General features: G+C 40.4%; 15 protein-coding genes. 3 read left to right on the top strand and 12 right to left on the bottom strand.

Annotated elements, in window-relative coordinates:
- Nucleotides 1–80: 80 nt before the first annotated feature.
- A complete protein-coding gene (locus tag QMA00_RS11830) occupies nt 81–773 on the bottom strand; it encodes a SprT family zinc-dependent metalloprotease (RefSeq protein WP_013465231.1) in 693 nt (230 codons plus the stop codon).
- Between the two features lie 245 nt (nt 774–1,018).
- Between QMA00_RS11830 and QMA00_RS11835 the strand changes: the two genes are divergently transcribed.
- Entirely contained in the window at nt 1,019–4,330 is a 3,312-nt protein-coding gene (locus QMA00_RS11835) for a PAS domain S-box protein (protein ID WP_290157377.1), read from the top strand.
- Nucleotides 4,331–4,347: 17 nt separating this feature from the next.
- The gene (locus QMA00_RS11840) at nt 4,348–5,343 is read left to right on the top strand and encodes a two-component system response regulator (protein WP_076922514.1); all 996 of its coding nucleotides are present in this window, start codon (nt 4,348–4,350) and stop codon (nt 5,341–5,343) included.
- Nucleotide 5,344: 1 nt separating this feature from the next.
- Here QMA00_RS11840 and QMA00_RS11845 read toward each other — a convergent pair whose 3' ends face one another.
- Nucleotides 5,345–5,773, bottom strand: coding sequence for a VOC family protein (locus tag QMA00_RS11845; RefSeq protein WP_290157381.1), 429 nt, complete (start codon nt 5,771–5,773; stop codon nt 5,345–5,347).
- Between the two features lie 4 nt (nt 5,774–5,777).
- On the bottom strand, nt 5,778–6,434 hold the full coding sequence (locus QMA00_RS11850) for an HD domain-containing protein (protein WP_138563088.1): 657 nt from the start codon (nt 6,432–6,434) through the stop codon (nt 5,778–5,780).
- 139 nt (nt 6,435–6,573) lie between these two features.
- On the opposite strand from QMA00_RS11850, the gene QMA00_RS11855 reads away from it, so the two are divergent.
- Nucleotides 6,574–7,764: a class I SAM-dependent methyltransferase gene (locus tag QMA00_RS11855; protein ID WP_013465236.1), complete on the top strand. Its 1,191-nt coding sequence runs from the start codon at nt 6,574–6,576 to the stop codon at nt 7,762–7,764.
- A 9-nt stretch (nt 7,765–7,773) separates the two neighbouring features.
- Here the strand turns inward: QMA00_RS11855 and QMA00_RS11860 are convergent, their stop codons facing one another.
- From QMA00_RS11860 to QMA00_RS11900, 9 genes are all read right to left on the bottom strand, one after another.
- Nucleotides 7,774–8,070 carry a PilZ domain-containing protein gene (locus QMA00_RS11860; protein ID WP_013465237.1) on the bottom strand — a complete coding sequence of 99 codons (297 nt, stop codon included), beginning with the start codon at nt 8,068–8,070 and terminating at the stop codon, nt 7,774–7,776.
- An 8-nt stretch (nt 8,071–8,078) separates the two neighbouring features.
- Nucleotides 8,079–8,459, bottom strand: a complete 381-nt coding sequence (locus tag QMA00_RS11865) for a response regulator (RefSeq protein WP_013465238.1) — start codon at nt 8,457–8,459, stop codon at nt 8,079–8,081.
- A gap of 226 nt (nt 8,460–8,685) precedes the next feature.
- A complete protein-coding gene (gene hrpA, locus QMA00_RS11870) occupies nt 8,686–12,573 on the bottom strand; it encodes an ATP-dependent RNA helicase HrpA (RefSeq protein ID WP_290157385.1) in 3,888 nt (1,295 codons plus the stop codon).
- A gap of 128 nt (nt 12,574–12,701) precedes the next feature.
- Nucleotides 12,702–13,736 (bottom strand): isoaspartyl peptidase/L-asparaginase, encoded by a 1,035-nt coding sequence (locus tag QMA00_RS11875; protein ID WP_290157387.1) that lies wholly within the window; start codon nt 13,734–13,736, stop codon nt 12,702–12,704.
- Nucleotides 13,737–13,860: 124 nt separating this feature from the next.
- The gene (locus QMA00_RS11880) at nt 13,861–14,565 is read right to left on the bottom strand and encodes a SapC family protein (RefSeq protein ID WP_013465241.1); all 705 of its coding nucleotides are present in this window, start codon (nt 14,563–14,565) and stop codon (nt 13,861–13,863) included.
- A gap of 673 nt (nt 14,566–15,238) precedes the next feature.
- A complete protein-coding gene (pgl, locus tag QMA00_RS11885) occupies nt 15,239–15,949 on the bottom strand; it encodes a 6-phosphogluconolactonase (RefSeq protein WP_076922508.1) in 711 nt (236 codons plus the stop codon).
- Between the two features lie 3 nt (nt 15,950–15,952).
- Nucleotides 15,953–17,425 (bottom strand): glucose-6-phosphate dehydrogenase, encoded by a 1,473-nt coding sequence (gene zwf, locus QMA00_RS11890; protein ID WP_013465247.1) that lies wholly within the window; start codon nt 17,423–17,425, stop codon nt 15,953–15,955.
- 235 nt (nt 17,426–17,660) lie between these two features.
- Nucleotides 17,661–19,307, bottom strand: a complete 1,647-nt coding sequence (pgi, locus tag QMA00_RS11895) for a glucose-6-phosphate isomerase (protein ID WP_076922507.1) — start codon at nt 19,305–19,307, stop codon at nt 17,661–17,663.
- A gap of 319 nt (nt 19,308–19,626) precedes the next feature.
- On the bottom strand, nt 19,627–21,882 hold the full coding sequence (locus QMA00_RS11900; protein WP_076922506.1) for an aminotransferase class V-fold PLP-dependent enzyme: 2,256 nt from the start codon (nt 21,880–21,882) through the stop codon (nt 19,627–19,629).
- Between the last annotated feature and the right edge of the window lie 24 nt (nt 21,883–21,906).

A 21,906-nucleotide genomic window follows, 5' to 3' on the forward strand; every position in this document is an offset into this window, starting at 1 on the left:
TGTAAATCTGACGGCTCAGCCTTCGCTGGTTCGAATCCAGCTCCCTCCACCACTTCTCTTCTCTACATTATTATTTCTTTTTATTCAAATACCCACTGTAAACTCATACCATGATTGTTTAACCAGTTGCTTGCTTGTTTATAATCTGAATAAAATAATCCCACACGTTGCCAAAATTGAGCGCTGTGATTTAAATATTTTAAATGTGCTAATTCATGAACAATCACGTAGTCAATGACCCATGTCGGTGCACTTGCCAAGTGTAAGTTGAAGGTTAGTTCACGCCTGCGATTACAACTACCCCAGCGACGTTTATACAATTGAATACGAATATTACTCGGTAGCTTTTCACCCATCAGCTGACAATAATCGTTAACTCGCATTTCAATATAACTTTCTAATTTCTCATGCAAAAACTGCTCTAGCAAACTTTGATACATTTGCGTTTGATGCTTTACACGTGAAGAAATACTCAGTAACAGCGTTTGGCTTTCATTGTGCTGCTGCCATTGAGTGCGTGCTGCGTTTTCAAATTGCACATTAACAGCTTCATTAAATAATTTAATACTCTGGGTTTTGAGTGGAAACTGTCGTGTATCGGCTTGAATTTGTTGCTTATGTAACTGAGCATCAATCCAGTCCTGTTTACTTAACAGCCATTCATTAATTTGTGTTTTCGTTACAAAATGGGGCGCATATACCGTAAGCTCACGTTGTGCGACTTTGATAGCCACTGTTTTTCTTCGCTTACTACGCTTTAAAGTGTAATCCAACAATGAATGCTGCCTATTTATAATTAACCACTGGGTTTTATTTTACCTTGTACCATAACGGCTAATCTATAAATAATCCCCACTAAATGCCATTTTAATAACAATGCATTTAGTGCTACTCAATAAATAGTATGGTTTAGAGCTTAAAACACTTACGTTACTTTTGTTATTTATAACTCAATACCTTGTGATTATTATTGTATTTTATATTAGACTGATTTTAAGAGATATTATGTGAATGATTGATGTTAGCTAATTTTTTTATAAACGAACCAGATCCAAGCCTAATTATTAATGGTGTATACGACCCAAGTTTAGTGACACTATCTATACTCACCGCAATTTTTGCAGCTTATTTTTCTTTGCACGTTCTCGATTTAGCAAATAATACACATTTTAAATCTTATCGAAAGTTAGCCAATATAACCGCAGCCTTAGTCCTTGCCGGAGGGATCTGGAGCATGCACTTTATTGCAATGCTCGCATTTTCTTTGTGCACTACAATTGAATACGACCCCACACTCACTTTTGTATCGTTTATACCGGCTTTACTGGCATGTACCATTGCTTTTTCTTGTTTGAAAACATATAGCTCTCACCCTCGTATTATCAATTTAATTCTAAGCTCTCTTTTATTTGGCGCGGGTGTTGGTACCATGCATTACAGCGGTATGGCCGCGATGCAATTAAGTCCTTTACTTCGTTATGATCCAATATGGTTTGGCGCTTCAATTGTTGTTGCAGTGCTGCTGTCTTTTATAAGTCTTTATGCACGTTTTCATTTACCAGCACACTTTAAAAAATTAACGCCTGTGCATAATCGTATTATTTGTGCCCTTATTCTTGGCCTTGCCGTGGCTGGTATGCATTTTATGGGCATGGCCGCTACGCGATTTATTACAACAAGCCCGATAATTAACGAGCAAACAAATCAATCACATCTAACCTTTATTGCTATTAGTGTGTCGTTCGCCACACTTTTATTAACAGCGGTGGTTGTGATCATCAATGGCATGATCCGTTACAGAATGCTGTTGGGGAAAAAATCAGCTGAAGAGTCTCGCCTTGATGCTATTTTATCAACTGCCATTGACGGCATCGTTACTATCAATATTAAAGGCACTATTTTGAGCTTTAATAAAGCCGCAGAAACAATTTTTGGCTGGCAAGATAATGAGGTCATTGGCCAGAATGTAAAAATATTAATGGCTGATGATATTGCGAATCAACACGATGCTTTTTTAAAAAATACAACAAACCATGAGGTAAAACGTGTTATTGGTGTTAATCGCGATGTGTGGGCAAAACATAAAAATGGTTATCAATTTCCAATTCGCTTGGGGATTGGTGAAGTAAAGCAATTACAAACTGAAACATTGTTTGTGGGCTTTATTACCGATTTAACTGAACAAAGAGCGTTACAACAAAGCTTAATTGAAAAAGAGCGACAATACCGTACCTTGATGAACAATATGCCCGGTGTGGTATTTCGCTGCTTGTTAGATGAACACTGGAGTATGTTGTTTATCAGCCCTAGCGTCTATGAACTAACGGGTTATCGCGCTGAAGAATTTACTGAGCAGCGTATTACCTTTGCCGAGCTTATTGTTAAAGAAGATGAAGCAGCGATTTCTTTAGCCATTGATCAAGCAGTTGCATCGACCAGTCAATACTCAATTGAGTACCGCATTCGCCATCGCAACGGCAATATTATTTGGGTACTCGATCAAGCAAGCATTATCACTAACTCTAAAAATGATACACGCTGGATTGATGGCGTTTTAGTTGATATAACTAAGCGCCGTGAATATGAGCAAAGCTTAAAGCAAGCCAAATACGAGGCTGAAGCAGCCGCGCAAGCTAAACAGTCTTTTATGGCAAATATGAGCCATGAGATACGTACCCCCATGAATGCAATTATTGGCTTTAGTGATATTTTAATGGATAGTCCGCTTAATAAAGAACAACAAAAACAAATTATTACCGTTAATAACGCTGCGCGTTCTTTATTGCATTTACTCAACGATATCCTTGACTCAGCAAAGCTAGAGAAAGGTAAACTCGAAATTCAAAAAGTACATTTTAACTTGCAAGAATTGCTTGATAATATTGTGTCGACATTTTGGCTTGATGCAAAACGCAAAGACTTACAGCTCATTTTAAAAATAGCTGACAATGTAAATCCATTTTATTTTGGTGATGATACGCGTTTACGCCAAGTGCTAACCAATTTAATCGGCAATGCGATAAAGTTTACTGAGCAAGGCCATGTTACTGTTTCGGTTACTCATAAACCCAATCAACCCATTTTATTTGAAGTACAAGACAGCGGTATAGGTATCGAAAAAGGTCGCCTTGAGGCTATTTTTAAACCCTTCGAGCAAGCAGATGCCACCACAACACGCCGATTTGGTGGCACAGGGCTTGGCACAACAATTAGTAAGCAGCTGGTTGAATTAATGGGTGGCAAAATATACGCACAAAGTACCCTTGGTCAAGGTAGCTGCTTTTCCTTTACTGTTGGGCTTGAGCCAGGCGAAAAAAGTCAGGTGCAAGCCATTAGTAAAAATGCATTTAGCTTACCCCCATTAAAAATCTTAGTGGTGGATGATATTGAACAAAATATCGAACTACTCACTATTATGCTTTCCCAAGCAGGCCATCAGGTAAGTAAAGCAAATAATGGTTTTGAGGCCATTGACATGTTTAATCAGCATCGCTTTGATATTATCTTAATGGATATTCATATGCCTAAATGTGATGGGATCAGTGCCACAGCATCAATTCGCTCTTTAGAGCAGCAAAAACAACTAAAGCACACGCCAATAATTGCCTTAACAGCCAGTGTGCTGCAGCAAGATAAGCTAACAGCCAAACAAGCGGGTATGAATGGTTTTACAACGAAACCCGTTGACATAAACCAACTCAACCAAGAAATAGCGCGGGTGCTTGGGCTTACTATCAGCCAGTTAGTAACTAACGATCCAATAGATTCAAAACTTCGTATAGATTTTAATAAAGGTGAAAAAATGTGGGGCAGCAAAGAGAAACATCTCAAAGAGGTTGTACTCTTTTTAGCTCAGCATCAAAATAGTATGCAAACCTTGGCGGCCATTAAGCTAAACGATAAACATCATGCTCATATTTTGCATAATTTAAAAGGTCTTGCCGGTAATTTAGCGCTCAATAATTTATCTTACTTAATTACGCAAGCTGAAAAACAACGTGATATAGCAAGTTATACTCAGTACATATTAAAATGTCAGCAAGAGTGGCAGCAGCTAGCAGATGAATTATCACACTTACACATTGCTTTTAAAGAGAATGAATTACAAAAAGAAACCGTGTCAGATGCTGAATTTATTCACCAATTAACGCTTTTACTCAGCCAAGCTAAACGAGCAGAGTTGGATGATACGTTATTAAGTTATATTGTAAGAATAACACCCGAACAACACAAAGTTGCTATTTTAAATATTTATGAGCAGTTTAATGACTTTGAATTTGATAATGCACAAACACAGCTCAACGCATTATTAACAACACTCAATAACTAGCTCTTCTGAGGATACCGATGGATCAATCGATAAGTCAGGCGCGAATATTAATCGTCGATGATGAACCTGCAAATTTAAAAGTAATGCGCGAGCTCTTAGCGAGTAACTACCGTTTATCGTTTGCTAAATCGGGGGTTGTGGCACTGCAATTAATAGAAAACGATCCGCCAAAACTCATTTTACTTGATGTAATGATGCCAGATATGAATGGCTTTGAAGTGTGCAAAATTTTAAAAGCTAATCCTAAAACCGCACACATTCCGGTCATTTTTGTCACCGCACTCACGCAAGAACAAGATGAATCGGAAGGGTTTTCGCTAGGTGCGGTTGACTATATAACCAAACCTATTAGCCCTGCGATTGTAAAGGCAAGGGTAAAAACTCATCTTTCTTTAGTACAAGCCGAGCAACTAAAACAAGCACATGTAGATTTAGTTGAGCGATTGGGTCGCGCGGCAGAGTATAAAGATACCGATACGGGTGAGCATATTGCACGAATGAGCCAATACAGCAAAGTACTTGCTTTAGCGTTGGGAATGAACGTACAACACGCAGAATTATTACGCCAAGCTGCGCCAATGCACGATGTCGGAAAAATAGGTATTCCTGATTCGATACTGTTAAAACCTGGCAAATTAACCCCCGACGAATTTGCACACATGAAAGAGCATGCCGCTATAGGGGCTAAAATATTGGCCAACTCACCTTCCCCCTTACTGCAACTTGCCCATGTATTGGCTATTGAACATCATGAAAAATGGGATGGCACAGGTTATCCTAATGGATTGAAAGGCGAGGAAATCTCCATTGAGGGGCGGATTGTAGCGATTGCTGATGTATTTGATGCACTTACATCAAAACGTCCTTATAAAGAGCCGTGGAGCATTGAGCAAACACTAGAGCATATGCAACAACAAGCAGGAAAACACTTTGACCCTCAGCTGGTTGATCTTTTTATTAGCAAAATAGACACTATTTTAGCGATAAAAAAGGCTCATCAAGAGCGCAATTAATTTAGCCTCTTTTGGCATTGTGAGAGCCTAACGCTACAGCCGGAAAATGCTGTTTTATAATGCGATAGTCATGGGAAGTGATCTCATGGCTATTGCCACTGTTATCTTTAAAATACATAGAAAAAGTCACGCCATGATCAGCCAGTATCGTTTTAATTTCAAGCTGCTCAAAATGTGCTAACCACGCTATAAATTGCTCACCGGTTGCAGCAAAAGCGATTCCTTTACTTCGCCCTGGCGCCTCAAATAAAGCTAAACGTGTCGATGCGTTTTCATCTTCAAGCGTTAAAGGGCCTTTGCCTTCTTCATTCCAAAATGCTAATTCCTCTAATACGGTAAAACCAAGCACATTTTCATACCAATCAACGGCTTGGGTGAGGCTTTGAACATTTAAATGACAATGATCAATACCGCTCAATTTTGACCTCACTGTCTTACCCTCCAATTTCAGATTTTAACTGCTCTAAAAAGTCATACATATAATCTGTTCTTCTAAGTGCTTCAGCTTTAGCTGAAGGTGTATTCATACTTTTTGCAATATGCAGCAACTTTATAAAAAAATGATCTAAGGTGTACTGTTTATCATCAGGTTCACGCTCTAAACAAAATGGATCATTAGGATTGTACAAAAGTCGGCTTATTGAGCCCCCCACTTTCATACAACGACTAACACCAATAGCCCCTAAGGCATCCATTCTGTCAGCATCTTGTACAATCTGTGCTTCAACGGTTTTAATAGCAATATTGGCGCTAAAACTATGCGCGGCTATGGCGTGGTGAATATCATCAAATAGCGCGTCATCATAGCCAATAGACGCTAAAAAACTAATCGCTTTATCGGCAGCCATCGTTGAAGCTTTTGCCCTATCGGGATGGTTTTTTGCTACGGCCACACAATCATGTAACCACGCAGCAGGTAAAACAACATTCATATTGGCTTTTTCAGCAGTGCATAATTTAACTGCGACACGGACAACGCGTTCAATATGAGTGATATCATGGGCTACATCAGCATGGATAAGCGCTGTTATAAATTCTCTGCATTGCTGATCAAGTTGCTTTAATGAAGGGCTAAGGGCTAAATTGTTCACCGAGCTTCCAAAAATCTATTTAAACGAGGTAATATCCCCTACTTTAACGCGATTTATAAGGCCCTTGCAAAACATTCATTGTATGTTGCGCGTGGCTTGACTAAAATACAGCGCTTATTTATTACTACAGAGAAGCCCTATGTCATCTGCCGTTTACCTGCAAGCTGGTCGCGATAAATCATTAAAAAGAAAACACCCTTGGTTATTTTCTAAAGCCATCAAAAAAATTAAAGGTAAACCTGGATTAGGTGACACGGTAACCATACACGACAGTGAAGGTAAGTTTTTAGCCACCGCGGCTTACAGCCCTCATTCACAAATTCGCGCGCGTGTTTGGAGCTTTGATGAAAAAGAAGTCATAGATCAACATTTTTTCGAGCGTCGCCTACGTCGTGCTTTAGAAGCTCGCAGTCATGCGATTGAAGAAGGTGGACTGACCGGTTTTAGGCTTTGCGCCGCTGAATCCGATTATTTACCGGGTGTTACCATAGATAAATTTGATAACACCTTGGTTTGTCAGTTACTCAGTGCCGGTGCTGAGCGCCACAAAGGTGAAATTGTTGGTGCATTAATGGCTATTTTCCCAGGCTCTAATATTTATGAGCGCTCAGATGTAGATGTGCGCACTAAAGAAGGCTTGGAGCCAATTAAAGGAGTGCTTTGGGGTAATGAACCCACAGCGCCAGTGATCATTGAAGAAAATGGTTTAAAAATTGAAGTTGATATTCTTGAAGGCCATAAAACCGGCTTTTATTTAGATCAACGTGATAGCCGTGCTGCGCTGGAGCGTTTTTCAAAAGATAAAACCGTATTAAATTGCTTTAGTTATACGGGGACGTTTTCTCTTTATGCCCTGCGTGGTGGCTGTAAGCATGTAACCAATGTCGATGTTTCACAACCAGCTCTGGATACAGCAAAGCGCAATGTTGAACATAACAACCTTGATTTAAATAAAGTCGACTTTGTAAAACAAGATGTATTTAAGTTATTGCGCCAATACCGTGAAGACGGCGTGATGTTTGATACGATTGTGATGGATCCGCCTAAATTTGCTGATAATAAAGCGCAGTTAACTGGGGCGTGTCGGGGTTACAAAGATATTAATATGATTGCGATGCAAATATTAAAACCAGGCGGCACACTGCTTACTTTCTCATGCTCTGGTTTAATGGAACAAAATTTGTTTCAAAAAGTGGTTGCAGATGCAGCACTTGATGCAGGTAAAGATTTACTGATCATGGAGCGCTTAAATCAAGCAGCTGACCACCCTATTGCGGGCAGCTACCCTGAAGGCTTTTATCTTAAAGGCCTTATTTGTAAGGTTTACTAAACACTAATTTTAGTTAAACTCAATAATTTCTAGCCCTGCGGTTATCGTGCCATCCTCTTCTGTGCTGGCACGTATCACCTTTGCAGTGGCTTTTAACGGTGCAATGCTTGGATGGGTTGATGCAATATCAACCGATAAAATTGAGTTAAGCTCTAATAAATCATCGAGCTGCAAGGAGAGCCCTGTTGCACTTAAGTCAAGGCAGGTGCCTGTGTAACTTAGTCCTGCGACGGGCTCAATCGAGGTTAACTTAGCGGGTGTGTTAACCTGCATACGTCTGTAGTTTCGCTTATCTTCAGTAAACATAATTCCCTTTACACAATATTATTAATTTTTTCTCGTAGTACGGCGATAGAAAAAGGTTTTACAACGTAAGCATCACACCCTGAGTCAAAGCCTGCTTGTTGCTCAAGCTCTGACTCAAGTCCTGATATCATCACCACCGGAATGTGTTTTGTCTCTGGCGTATGTTTAAGTATGCGACAGGTATCATAACCATCAAGCCCCGGCATACATACATCAAGCAAAATAATATCAGGCGGATTAGCAATGGCAGATGCTAAACAACTTTTACCAGAATCAGCATAGCTTAAATCAAATGTTGATGCTAACCCTGCTTTGAGTATTTCAAAATTGAAATACTCATCATCAACCACTAACAATTGTCGCGCTTGGTGTTTTAGTAATGAGGACATAGCAATGTCATTTCCTTCTCAAGTTAGTCCCTTAGGGTCTGTTGACCGTTCAAGGTTGAATTTGCAGTAGCCTGTTTGGTATTTAGGCAAGGCAGAGCCTATGTGGTGTGGTTTTTACTTAGCCCACTAGGTTACAAACCTCGCGCCGCGATTAAACCGCCCTTAGTTTGAACGAATTTTAATCCAAAAAGGTCAACAGACCCTAGCTTAATAGCGAATAAAGGGATTATTCAATTTCTTTTATCGCATTTAACACACGTTTTGCTGAAATTGGATAAGGTGTACCTAAGGTTTGCGCAAATAAGGATACGCGTAATTCTTGCTGCATCCAAAAAATAGCCTCAACATCATCAGGCAATGGCATTCCTTTAAGGGTTTTATTCGTCAGTTTTTTATATTCTTGCGCCACTTTTTCAAGCTCTAGCACACATAATCTATCACGATTTGGGTCAACGGGTAGCTTTTCTAGTCGTTTTTGAATCGCTTTTAAGTAACGAATTAAGTCGCCGAGCTTATCCGCCCCATGCTGGCTCACAAAACCTTTAAAAATAAGCGATTCTAACTGAGATTTAATATCGCCATGGGCAGTGATCATGGTTAAATCTACTCGCCCTTTCATTTTTTTATGCAGCGCATGAGCAATACTCAGTACTTGCTCTACTTGGGTTGCAATTGCTACTACGGTGTCGCCTAATTCGCCGCGAATATGCTCTTTAACCGTTTCAAATGCATCACTTGTACGAATATCACCATATTTAACTAATAGGCTATCAACACCCGATGCAATGCAGTCATCTATTAAATCGGCAATTTTACCAAAAGGATTAAAGTACAACCCTAATTTAGCTTTGTTTGGTAGATTTTGCTGCAGGTATTTAATAGGTGATGGCACGTTTAACAGTACTAAACGACGTAAACCTTGCTGGTGCGCTAATTGCGCTTTAATTTCGTTATCGAATAACTCCACTGCCGCCGTTGATTTTTTATCCACCAGCGCAGGGTACGCTTTAATTTCGTATTGACCTTGCTTTTTCACATAGGATGTTGGTAACTCTCCAAAATCCCACTGCGTTAAATCGGTTTTTTCTATGCCTTTGTCAGCGACTTTAGATAAGGTATCGGTGACCTTGCCTTGTAGCTGCGCTTTAAGTTTAGCTAAATCGAGTCCACGTGCCAGTAGCTTGTCGTGTTCATCGCGCACTTCAAATTGTAGCCTTAAATGCGGAGCAAGCGCAGTTAAATCCCACGCCTCAGGGTCTACACGGACGCCGGTCATACGTAGTAATCGATTGCTTAGCGAGTCGATTAACGAGCCTTGTAATGGCTCTATAGCCGCTAACACCGCATCAGCATAATTGGGCGCAGGAACAAAGTTACGACGCAATGACTTAGGTAATGACTTAATTAACCCACAAATTAGCTCATGACGAAATGCCGGTATATGCCAATCAAAACCACTTTCTTGAACTTGGTTTAATAGCGCAACCGGTATCTGCACGGCAACACCATCAACTGCTTGGCCTGGATCAAAATGATAAGTAAGCGGCAACATTAAGTTATCTTGTTGCCATGTATCTGGATAGTCAAATTCGGTAATGCTACTTGCACCATGCTGCATGAGCTCTTCACGCGTCATGTGCAGATAGCGTTTGTCTTGCTGTTTTTGTGTTTTATACCACTTAATAAACGCAGCACGATTGTTAATATCGCTGGGTATTTTCTTCTCGTAAAACTCAAACAAGGTTTGCTCATCAACTAAAATATCGCGCCTACGAGACTTGTTCTCGAGCACTTGAATATCTTCAATTAATTCGCGGTTATACGCTAAAAATGCTTCATTGAGTCCCAGCTCTTGTTCAACCAGCGCTGTGCGAATAAATAACTCTCGGCTTACTTTAGGGTCAATATTGCTGTACACACAGCGGCGTTTATTAACAATTAATAAGCCATACAAAGTTTGTTGCTCAAAGGCAATCACTGCACCGGGCTTTTTCTCCCAATGAGGCTCTGTGTAGCTGCGTTTTACTAAATGCTGAGCAAACGGTTCTACCCAGTTCACATCTATTTTGGCATTAATACGGGCATAGAGTTTACTGGTTTCTACCAATTCAGCCGACATCATCCACTTGGGGCTCTTTTTAAACAAGCCTGATCCTGGAAAAATATGAAATTGGCTATTACGTGCGCCTTTATACAGCTGCTTTTCGTCTTTAAAACCGATATGACTGAGCATGCCACTTAACAGTGCTTTGTGAATAAGCTCGCTGTCTGCAACATTAGTGGTGGCTTTCATTTTCATTTCATTGCACACAGTGCTGATTTGATACACGATGTCTTGCCATTCACGAATACGCATATACGCTAAAAAGTCTTTTTGACATAGCTTTCTAAACTGGCTATTGGTCAGCTCACTTTGCTGCTCTTCGAGGTAATTCCACAAGTTTAAAAAGGCGATAAAGTCAGAGTCTGGATCGTCAAAGCGACCGTGTTTTTCATTCGCTGCCTGGCGTTTTTCCTGTGGTCGTTCTCGTGGGTCTTGAATTGAGAGCGCAGCAACAATAATAATCACCTCACGCAATGCACCCAGCTTATGCGCAGTCAGCACCATTTTTGCTAAACGCGGATCAACCGGCAAACGACTCAGCTCTCGACCAGATTGCGTTAAACTGGTTTTTTGATGACGCTTAGCCGCTTTTACCGCTTCTAACTCTTCAAGCAATGTTAAACCATCATTAATATTTCGGCTATCTGGAGCTTGCACAAAAGGAAATTGCGCCATATCACCCAGCCCAAGGGCTAACATTTGCAAAATAACTGATGCTAAGTTAGTACGCAATATTTCAGGATCGGTAAATTCAGGACGTGATAAAAAATCGTCCTCTGAATACAAGCGAATACAAATACCCGCTTCAACACGTCCACAACGCCCCATTCTCTGATTAGCACTGGCTTGCGAAATAGGCTCTATGGGTAAACGTTGAACCTTTGTACGGTAACTGTAACGACTAATACGCGCCGTACCCGGGTCAATAACATAACGAATACCTGGCACCGTTAGCGATGTTTCAGCCACGTTGGTTGAGAGAATAATGTGGCGGCGCGAATGCGGCGCAAAAATACGATTTTGCTCAGCGTTCGATAGCCTTGAATACAAAGGTAATATATCGGTGTGTTTTAAATTGCGCTTACTTAGCGCATCTGCGGTATCGCGTATTTCTCGCTCACCGTTTAAAAAGATCAGAATATCACCGGGGCCTTCAGCGCAAAGTTCATCAACCGCATCAAAAATCCCCTGTAACTGGTCGCCTTCGGCTTCCATGTCTTCTTTTTGGATATCACTGATGGGGTTATAGCGTACATCCACAGGGAATGTCCGGCCTGATACTTCAATAATTGGCGCATCATCAAAGTGCTTAGAAAAACGTTCTGGATCAATGGTCGCTGAGGTAATAATAACTTTTAAGTCAGGACGTTTAGGAAGTAAATTTTTAAGGTAACCTAAAATAAAATCAATGTTTAAACTGCGCTCATGCGCCTCATCAATAATAATGGTGTCGTATTGATTCAAAAAACGGTCTTGTTGTATTTCAGCTAATAAAATACCGTCGGTCATCAGTTTTATATAACTGTTATTAGAAACCTGATCGCTAAAGCGAATTTTAAAACCCACTTGCTGACCAAGCTCGCATTGCATTTCTTCTGCAATACGATTGGCAACGCTACGTGCAGCTAAACGTCTAGGTTGAGTATGGCCTATATACCCATCAACCCCACGTCCTAACTCTAAACACATTTTAGGAATTTGTGTGGTTTTACCTGAGCCGGTTTCACCAGCAATAATCACCACTTGATTATTAGCAATGGCCTCTTTAATGGTGTCTTTTTTTTGACTGACCGGTAATTGCTCAGGATAAGTAACGTTGGGTAGCCCAGCTAAACGCTGCTCGCGAAGCGATTGACTGCGACTGATATCAGCCGTAATTTTTTCAAGCGCACTGGTAAGTTTTGCCTCGTCGGTAATTTTTTTTACGCCATGAAGGCGCTTTTTAAAACTGAATTGATCTTTTTTTAAGCACGTTTTTAGCTCGCCAAACAACTGACCTAGGTTTACCACCTGCATACCTTATAAAAATTAGTCAAAGAGCCCCGATTGTAGCAAATTAAATGGCTGGGGTTAATCCTGTAAAGGACATAACAATCAGCAGATTATTATATAAACCTCCAGCCACTAAAGAAAAACGCTTATTCGTCGCTAAAAATACCTACATAAGTCGCTTGCGTATTCGATTTACTCGCACGGTACATGCCTGTGGTGTTAAACGGCAGGCTAATATTGCCTTTTGTATCAACAATAATAACACCGCCTGTGCCGCCAATCGGTTTAAGCACCCCATTTATTACTTCATCTCCAGCTTGAGCAATGGTTTTACCTTGATATTTTACTCGTGCGCAAATATCGCTTGCCACATTATAACGAATAAAATATTCGCCATGGCCGGTTGCCGATACCGCACACGAGGCGTTTTCTGCAAAGGTACCCGCGCCAATAACTGGTGCATCACCAATACGGCCAAAACGTTTTGCGGTCATTCCGCCAGTTGACGTACCCGAGGCTAAATTACCTTGTTTATCCAGTGCCACCGCACCCACAGTCCCCATTTTATAATTAGCGGGTAACGCCTTGTGCGCTGCTTGATAATCTTTATTGGTGTTTTTGCTCGCCTCTAGTTTTTCCTTTGCTTTTAATAAAGCTTCATAGCGATGCTTTGTATCAAATATATTATTCTCTACTAAGCTAACGCCTTGCTCTTTAGCAAACTCTTCTGCACCTTGGCCACTTAGCATCACATGCACCGATTTTTCCATCACTAAACGGGCAAGTTTAATTGGACTTTCTATGTGCTTAATGCCCGAAACTGCTCCAGCTTGGCGGTTACGACCATCCATAATAGAGGCATCTAACTCATGGCTACCATCATAGGTGTATACCGCGCCGCGTCCGGCGTTAAAATAAGGCGATTGCTCTAACACTTCAATTGCTGCGGTGACTGCATCAAGGCTTTCTCCGCCTTGTTCAAGTACCTTATACCCAGCCTCAACAGCTTGAGCTAATTTATCGCGGTAAGCTTGCTCTTGAGCAGGTGTAAATTTACTTTTTTCGATTGTGCCTGCCCCGCCATGAATCGCAATGGCAAACGGCGTGCTCGCACTCAATGCAGATGAGCTCACACTCATTAAACTACCGCAAAGCAGTCCTAGTAATAGTGATTTTTTCATTGTGCGTTCTTTTGTTAGTTAAGATTAAAACTAATGTGAATGGTTACGTGGGGTTTTTCAAGTGAACTGAGTTTAATGGCATAAAAAAAGCGCCCTGAGGCGCTTTTTAAATTCTGTTTAAAAATTACGCTTGTTGCGCTTTTAAACGTGCTAAACGTGCTACTTGGTGAGTAGACGTTAAGAAAGAATAGATAGGTGCTAAATAACCGCGTTTACGAAGCTCTAGAAAGTCTGCATCGCTTAGCTCATTTAGTTTTTTCTCATCGATAAGGTAAATACCGTTGATGTCTTTTTTCTCGCCTTTAATATCAACCGTTAGCGTTTGTGCTACTAGTAATTCTTTATCAGCAAGGAATTTAGTGAACGCATCAGTGACTTGTGAAAACTCAATGAACGATACTAACGCTTCTTTACGACGCTTAAGGTAATCAGTTTCTTCACCGTTTTCGAATAATGCATTACCCTCTTCTTCACCAACTAATGAGCTCGCTTCGTCAATTACAATACCAAATTGATCTTGCTCAGGGTGCTTTACTAAACCTAATGGGTAACGCGTTGTTGCCATAGGTGCAAATGCTGCTGTCCATTTGTCACCATCAACAAATAAGTTTTCGCCAGGCTCTAGGCCAAACATAGCAACCGCTTGAAAAGTACCTGTTTCGTTATTTTTAACAAAAGACATTGGAAACTCATTGGCGATACGCGCAAACTCGTGTGCTACAACTGGCACTAAGTGTTGTGTTTTCATAAATTCGATATTGATGCCATTTTTAATTTTAGTGTTGGCATGTTTTTCGTTGTGTAAAGGCTGTACTTGTTGCTCCGCCATGTTACTGCTCCGTTATTTTATAAATTTGATTTTTTACTGTTAGTGCCCTAAGGCTAAAGGTTTTGGCAACAAAAAGGAAGTGAAAATTTTGTGGCAGTTTGTAGGATATTAATTAACAAAAAATTATCGTTGATTATTTAGACAAATATATAAAAACGTTACTTATGATATGCCACAACCTTACTTGAGGTTGTTGCACGCATTTTTTCAAAATGAAATACTGCCTAAAATAGAAAACAAAAACTACTAAGAGTCTATTCTTCATAAAAGTTTGCTTTCATTAGTTTCATGTAAACCGGCTAATTTAATTGTCGATCAATTTCCAGCATGTACTTGAAGCATTTTTAAATTGATTTTGTTTAAAACAACGTGGTGAGTAGGAATTTTCAAACCGTAAAACATGCTTGTGAGTTAGTGTTTAATAAATTTAACCATTTGATTTTTTTCTATAAGTAAAATTTATTCAGGATTTACAATCGGTGTAAAAGCCTATTTTATACTGCTAATTGTGGGGGCAATACTCAGCATTTCATCTTTATCTCTGCGCGGCTTTGTTTAATTCAGCAAAGAGTAAAACAGATCAGCAATAAAAAAGGTCAGTAGCAAAAGCGACTGACCTTTCATTAAACCATCAATACAAAGAGGTTTAGCGCACATCTAATTTATATTAAAATTAGGGCGCCCAATACACTTCAATGTTGATCTCAGGGTGATTTAATACCGCACGTAACGGCATGTCATTCACATCGCCCCCCGCTAAAGCTTTTTTATAAACAGCCAGCTTTTCATCGCCACTAATTAACAATTTAACCACTTTAGATTGTGCAATCGCATTTAACGTTAAGCTCATGCGCTCAGTAATACTGCCTGTTACGTCACTTTGTATCGCGTTGATAGCGCACACAAGTTGGCTTGAATCTAGGCCGTTTTTCAGGCCTTGTGCATGTGGGAATAATGACGCGGTGTGGCCATCTGGGCCCATGCCTAAAATAGTCACATCAAAAGGACGTTTTAATGCTTGAAACTGCGCTTCACAGGCATCAACCCCTTGCTCTGCAGTGGCTGCTGTATTTTTCATGCTAATAAAATTAGCCGCTGCACCATGGTTTTGTAACAAAGTACGCTTGATGAATGCTTCATTACTCTTTTCATGACTTGCCTCAACCCAGCGCTCATCAACCATAGCAACATCAATGTTTGCCCAGTTTAAATCAAGGGTCGATAAATGTTTATAAGCCGGCTCAGGTGAAGAACCGCCTGAAACCATTAATACTGCACGGCCATCACGTTCAATACCATCACGTAAAGCATGCTCTAACGACTGAGATAATTCATCAGTCAGCGCAGCTTTATCGTCAAAAAACTTTTCTACTATTGTTGCCATCACTTATGCCTTATCGCCAGTGTTAAACCAAACATGATTATTCTCTGCTAATAATTCATCTGCATCTTCAGGGCCCCAACTACCGGCTCTATACAGTGCTGGTTTACCTTTCTCTTGCCAACGTTCAATTATTGGATCAATCCATTTCCATGCTTGGCGTACTTCGTCGCGGTGAATAAATAATGATGGATTATTCGCTGCAGCATCAAGCATTAAACGTTTGTAAGCATCTGAGTGAAAGCCATTACTATATGCTTGCGACAGCTCAATGTTCATCGTTACAGGTTCAAGTTGCATGTCTAAATTATCTAAACGCTTCGACATCAGCGTTAATTGAATGCTTTCTTGTGGTTGTAAACGGATCACCAAACGGTTTGGCTCGATATTACCTACGCTGTCCTCATACACGTTATGAGATACTTTTTTATATTCAACCACAATTTCAGCGCAGCGCTTTGCCATACGTTTACCGGTACGCAGGTAAAAAGGCACACCTGCCCAACGCCAATTATCAATGTGCGCACGAATAGCCACGAAGGTTTCAGTTTTACTTGCCCCTTCGTTTAGCTCTTCTAAGTAACCTGGGACTATTTTACCGTTTAAATCACCCGGTACGTATTGCCCACGAATAATATTGTCATCAACATCGCTGCCCTCTAATGGGCGTAATGCTTCTAATACTTTTAACTTTTCATTGCGAATACTATTGGCTTTAAGTTTATGCGGTGACTCCATTGCGACTAAGCAAAGTAGCTGTAACAAGTGGTTTTGCACCATGTCACGCAAGGCACCGGCTTTATCATAAAAACCGGCGCGGCTCTCAAGCCCTACCGTTTCTGATAAGCTAATTTGGATGTTATCAATCGATTTAGCATCCCACATGTTTTCAAATAATGAATTTGAAAAACGCAATGCCATTAAGTTTTGAACGGTTTCTTTACCTAGGTAGTGGTCAATACGGAAGATTTGATCTTCGTCGAAGTACTGTGCAATTTTCGCATTAATAACTTCTGCAGACTCGCCACAATAGCCAATTGGTTTTTCTACAACAACACGTGAATTGGCTGTTATTAATTTTTTAGTAGATAGAATTTCACAACAAGTGCCATACACAGCTGGCGGAAGAGATAAGTAAAACACACGAGATTTATCGCTGTCGTCTTCATCAAGAATCTTTTTCAGTACATCCCAGTTATCATCCGCTTCGGTAACATTACTCACTACAGGCACTAAAAACGCTGAGAACGATTTCCAATCCTTAGCGTTATACTCGCCCTCGCTCAAAAATTCTTGTAATGCTTTGTGTGCGGTATCAATGTATTCATCACATTTACTTTGTTCGCGCACGGTAGGCAAAATACGTGAGCCTTGCGGTAAGTTACCTTCTTGATATGCTCGATACATTGCAGGAAGTAATTTGCGTAACGCAAGATCACCACCGCCCCCAAAAATTATAATATCAAAAGGATTAAGCATAGTTACTCTCTACGTTTATGCTACCTGCCACTACCGTATTGGTAATCAGTTATAGCGGTTTATTATCTGGATAATGCAGGCCTTAGCACAAAGCCTACTAATGTTGTTCGTTATATGCGCCATAAAAAATGGGTCTAGGGACACTGTAATTCCTCTCACAAAAATACAGGCCCTAGGACTCCAGCGCTACCCGTTCAAAGGTATTTGGTTACTTATTGTGTAATAAGTGAATGTGTTACTGCGTACGGTGTTGTTTGTAGTACGCCATTAAGCCCTGTGTTGAGCTGTCGTGCTCATTAACCACGTTATCGTCGGTTAATTCAGCTTCAATTTTAGAGGCTAAACCCTTACCAAGCTCAACGCCCCACTGATCAAACGAACATATTTGTAAAAGAATACCGTGGCAAAAAATCTTATGTTCATACAGTGCAATTAAACGACCCACCGCTTTTGCATCAACCGTGTCTAATAATATAGACGTTGTTGGGCGGTTTCCTTGATGAATTTTATGCTTTAGTAGCATTTCAATTTGCGCAGGCGTTTTGCCTTTGGCTGTTAAATCAGCGGTTATCTGCTGCGCATCTACCCCGTTCATTAATGCTTCGGTTTGTGCAAAAAAGTTCGATAATAAAATAGTGTGATGCTTATCAACGTTAACCTGTGGTTTTACAGAGCCAATAAAGTCCGCAGGGACAATTACATTACCTTGGTGCAAACATTGATAAAACGCATGCTGGCCATTTATTCCCGTCATGCCCCAAATAATAGGCACGGTAGTATAAGGTACGGTTTGCCCATCAAAAGTGACGTGCTTACCGTTACTTTCCATTTCACCCTGTTGTAAATACGCAGGCAACATATGCAATGCTTGGTCGTAAGGTAAAATAGCTTGCGAATCAAATCCTAAAAAGCTGGTATTCCATACACTCAACAGAGCCATAATTAAAGGAATATTCTGCTCAAGCGGCGCCGACTTAAAGTGCTCGTCAACTTCAAACGCCCCTTCTAAAATAGCTTCAAATGCTTCAAAGCCGGCATAAAGTGCAATAGGTAAACCAATCGCACTCCAAAGTGAAAAGCGACCGCCAACCCAATCCCACATGGTAAATACGTTTTCGTCACTAATACCAAATGCCGCGGTTTTTTCTAAATTGGTGCTTACTGCCACAAAATGCTTTGCTATGGCGCTTTTATCTTTGGCGCTGTTTAAAAACCAATCAACCGCTGTTTTTGAGTTGGTCATGGTTTCTGAGGTAGTAAAGGTTTTTGACGAAATAACAAATAACGTTGTTTCAGGGTCAACTTTATTCAATACTGACGCAATTTGTACACCATCAGCATTAGAAACATAATGAACGTTTAACGGTTTATCAACCACTGCTTTAAGTGCTTCAGTTGCCGTTTGAGGGCCTAGATTTGACCCCCCTACTCCAATACTCACTACATCTTTCACCGCTTTACCGGTGTAACCTAACCACTGCCCGCTGCGTACTTTTTCAACAAAGGTTTTCATTTTAGCAAGTTCGCTATCGACCGCCTCAGTAATATTTTCACCGTCAACAATAAGCGGTGTATGGGCGCGATTTCTAAGTGCGGTATGCAATACGGCACGGTCTTCGGTGATATTTATTTTCTCACCGGCAAACATTTTTTCACGCCACGCTTCAATATCACACTCTTTAGCTAATGAGATTAATTGAGCGAAAACTTTCTCATCAATACGTTGTTTTGAATAATCAAACAATACACCAGGAATGTGAGTAGAAAATTGAGAAAAACGAGAATCGTCTTGTGCAAATAAAGTTTTCAGATGTGTTTGTGCCATCTTTTGTGCACTATTTTCTAGTGCTTGCCAACTTACTAACTCAGAACGGCTCGCCATGTAAACATCCCCTAATTTATTAATCTATTGATTTAAAGCGCTTTATTTAATTTTTTACGACACAAAATAACCGAATTTTGTAAAAAGCAAAGCCAGATATTATAGCTTAAAAAGTCTAATTTGCGTTATTTTTATAAGCTTTGATGCAGATAATAGCGCAATTTTTAATTTTATGACACCGGTATCATAAAATTAAAAATTGAATTTAACAACTGATCAGCCCTTCTCTTTAATGAAGATTTTATTAATTTCTAACTGATCCAAATTAAAGCGAGCAAAAAAAAGGCCGACAAATGTCGGCCTGCCATCTTAATAACAATTAACCGGTTAACGCTAAACCACCTGATAAGTTATAAACACTGCTGTAACCAAGTTCAGTCAGATTTGCTGCCGCAATTTTTGAACGGTTACCACTGCGACACACCAAAATATACTGGTTGTTTTTGTCCAATTGGCCTTGCGTAAGTGCATGAGCCATTCGACTTAAAGGAATATTTAAGGTTTTAGCTATGGGTACGTTTAGCAATACGCTTAAATTATTAGCGCCGTGTTCATAAGGTTCTCGGGTATCAATTAAATACGCATTGCCCTTTACCAGTATTTCTTTTGCTTGGTTAAAACTTAATTGCGAAGTTTCTACAGCAGGCTTGGCATTAACATAACCACAGAGCGTATTGGCTTGTGTGTGCTGTTGTAAATCTGCTTGCTGTTTTTGTGCGGCAAATTCAGCGTCATTAATATCACCTTTAAATAAGGCTTGTAATAATGGCGTTTGCTGCTGTTGAACAGCCCAGTTCATTGCAAAGCACTGTTGGTAATCATGCCCTGAACACACCACACTTTGCGGATTAAGCTCTGCTGCTAACATCGTCAAGGAATGTGCCATTTGCATTGCATCTCCGCCATCAAGCGCGGTATTTCCAAGCCCTGCAGGTAAAATTAAATCACCACAAAAACAGTACTGAACATTTCCATTATTCGCTTTTAATAAATAACTCACGCTATCTTGGCTATGCCCTGGTGTGGCTAGCTTTTCGAGTACGTGAGTGGTTAATTGCAATGTGTCGCTATTCGTTGGCCAGCCTAATTTATCAACCTCTCCAGCGACTAGGTTTTCTTTAAGTGCGCTGCGCATTAAATCAAGTGCGCAGTGACGTTCTTGATGCTCATGCGTATTTAAAATAGCGGTAATAGTTAAATTTTGCGTAGTTACTATTTTTTCAAAGCGAGGGATCAGTTCAATAATCGGATCGATAATAAATGCATGTTGATCATCTGTTACATACAACCAACTACATGCACCTTGGTGTCTAAATTGGGTAAGCCCTAAAGCACATAGTTCTTGCAAAGGAAAACTGCTATCAGAAATCACTAAACAGTTAGCTTGTAATACCGTTTTAAGCGCTCTAATTTGTTCACATGCATCATCTATTTGCGCCATCGTAGCAGCAGGGCCAAATGACAAACGAATAGCGTTTTCACTTTGCCACTGTGAGGCTCCCATCGCATCAAGTACAAAGCTCTGCGTAGCTCCCGTGCTGCATGCAGAACCACCGCTTACCCTAATACCTGCAGCGTCAAATAAATCAATAACTTCTTTACTGGTTAAATCGTTAACCGCAAAATTAAGCGTTGTGGGCACAGAGCAGGCAAAGTCATGATTAAAGGTAATACTTCCAAAAGTATCAACTAAGGCGCTATGCAGTTTATCTCGATACAAGTTAAGTACATCTATTGATTTAAAAGTCTCGTCTTGTTTATCTAGCAGCAAACTAAACAGCTTATTGAGCCCAGCTATACCAGGCAGGTTTTCTGTACCAGAGCGCATGCCACTTTCTTGTCCGCCACCGGCTATAAAGGGCGTGTATGGGCTGCCTTGACGAATATACAATAAACCTATGCCTTTAGGTGCATAAAGTTTATGCCCTGAAAAAGGCGCACAATCAATCGTGGTTTCACTTAGGTTGAGCTGTTGTTTGCCAAGCGCTTGTACGCAATCAACCATCCAAGTGACTTGGCTATTACGACTACGAATCACCTTTTCTATGGCGCTTAGATCTTGGTAAACACCGGTTTCATTATTAACGGCCATCGTGCAAATCATCAAAGCGTTATCAATATGCTGAGCAATAAAGTCTAAGTCTAAAATACCATCACGATTAACCGGAATAGCAATAATATCAGCGTTAATTTCCAGCACTGTATTCCAATGCTTTAGGGTATTAGGCACCGCTTTATGTTCGGTTGCCCCATACAATAAAACGGAGTTTGGCTTTGTATGGTGTTTTGCATTAATGAGTGTCGATACGATGGCGGTTTGAATCCCCTCAGTGGCACCGGAGGTGAATAAAATATCGCCCTGTTGCGCGCCAATGACGGTACGGGCTTTTTGCCTGGTTTGTTCTAATAAGTGTTTAGCTTGAATGCCGGTTATATGAGGACTTGAGGGATTACCAAAACAAATTTGCATAGCATGGCACACCACCTCTGCAATACATGGCAATACAGGTGTGGTCGCATTTGCATCGAGATAAACTTGAGCTTTGGGTTCATCTGGCAATAAAAACTCTGACATTAAAAACGCACCTTATTACTAAAA

Source organism: Pseudoalteromonas sp. APC 3694, assembly GCF_030407565.1.
Classification (GTDB): Bacteria; Pseudomonadota; Gammaproteobacteria; order Enterobacterales; family Alteromonadaceae; genus Pseudoalteromonas; species Pseudoalteromonas tetraodonis.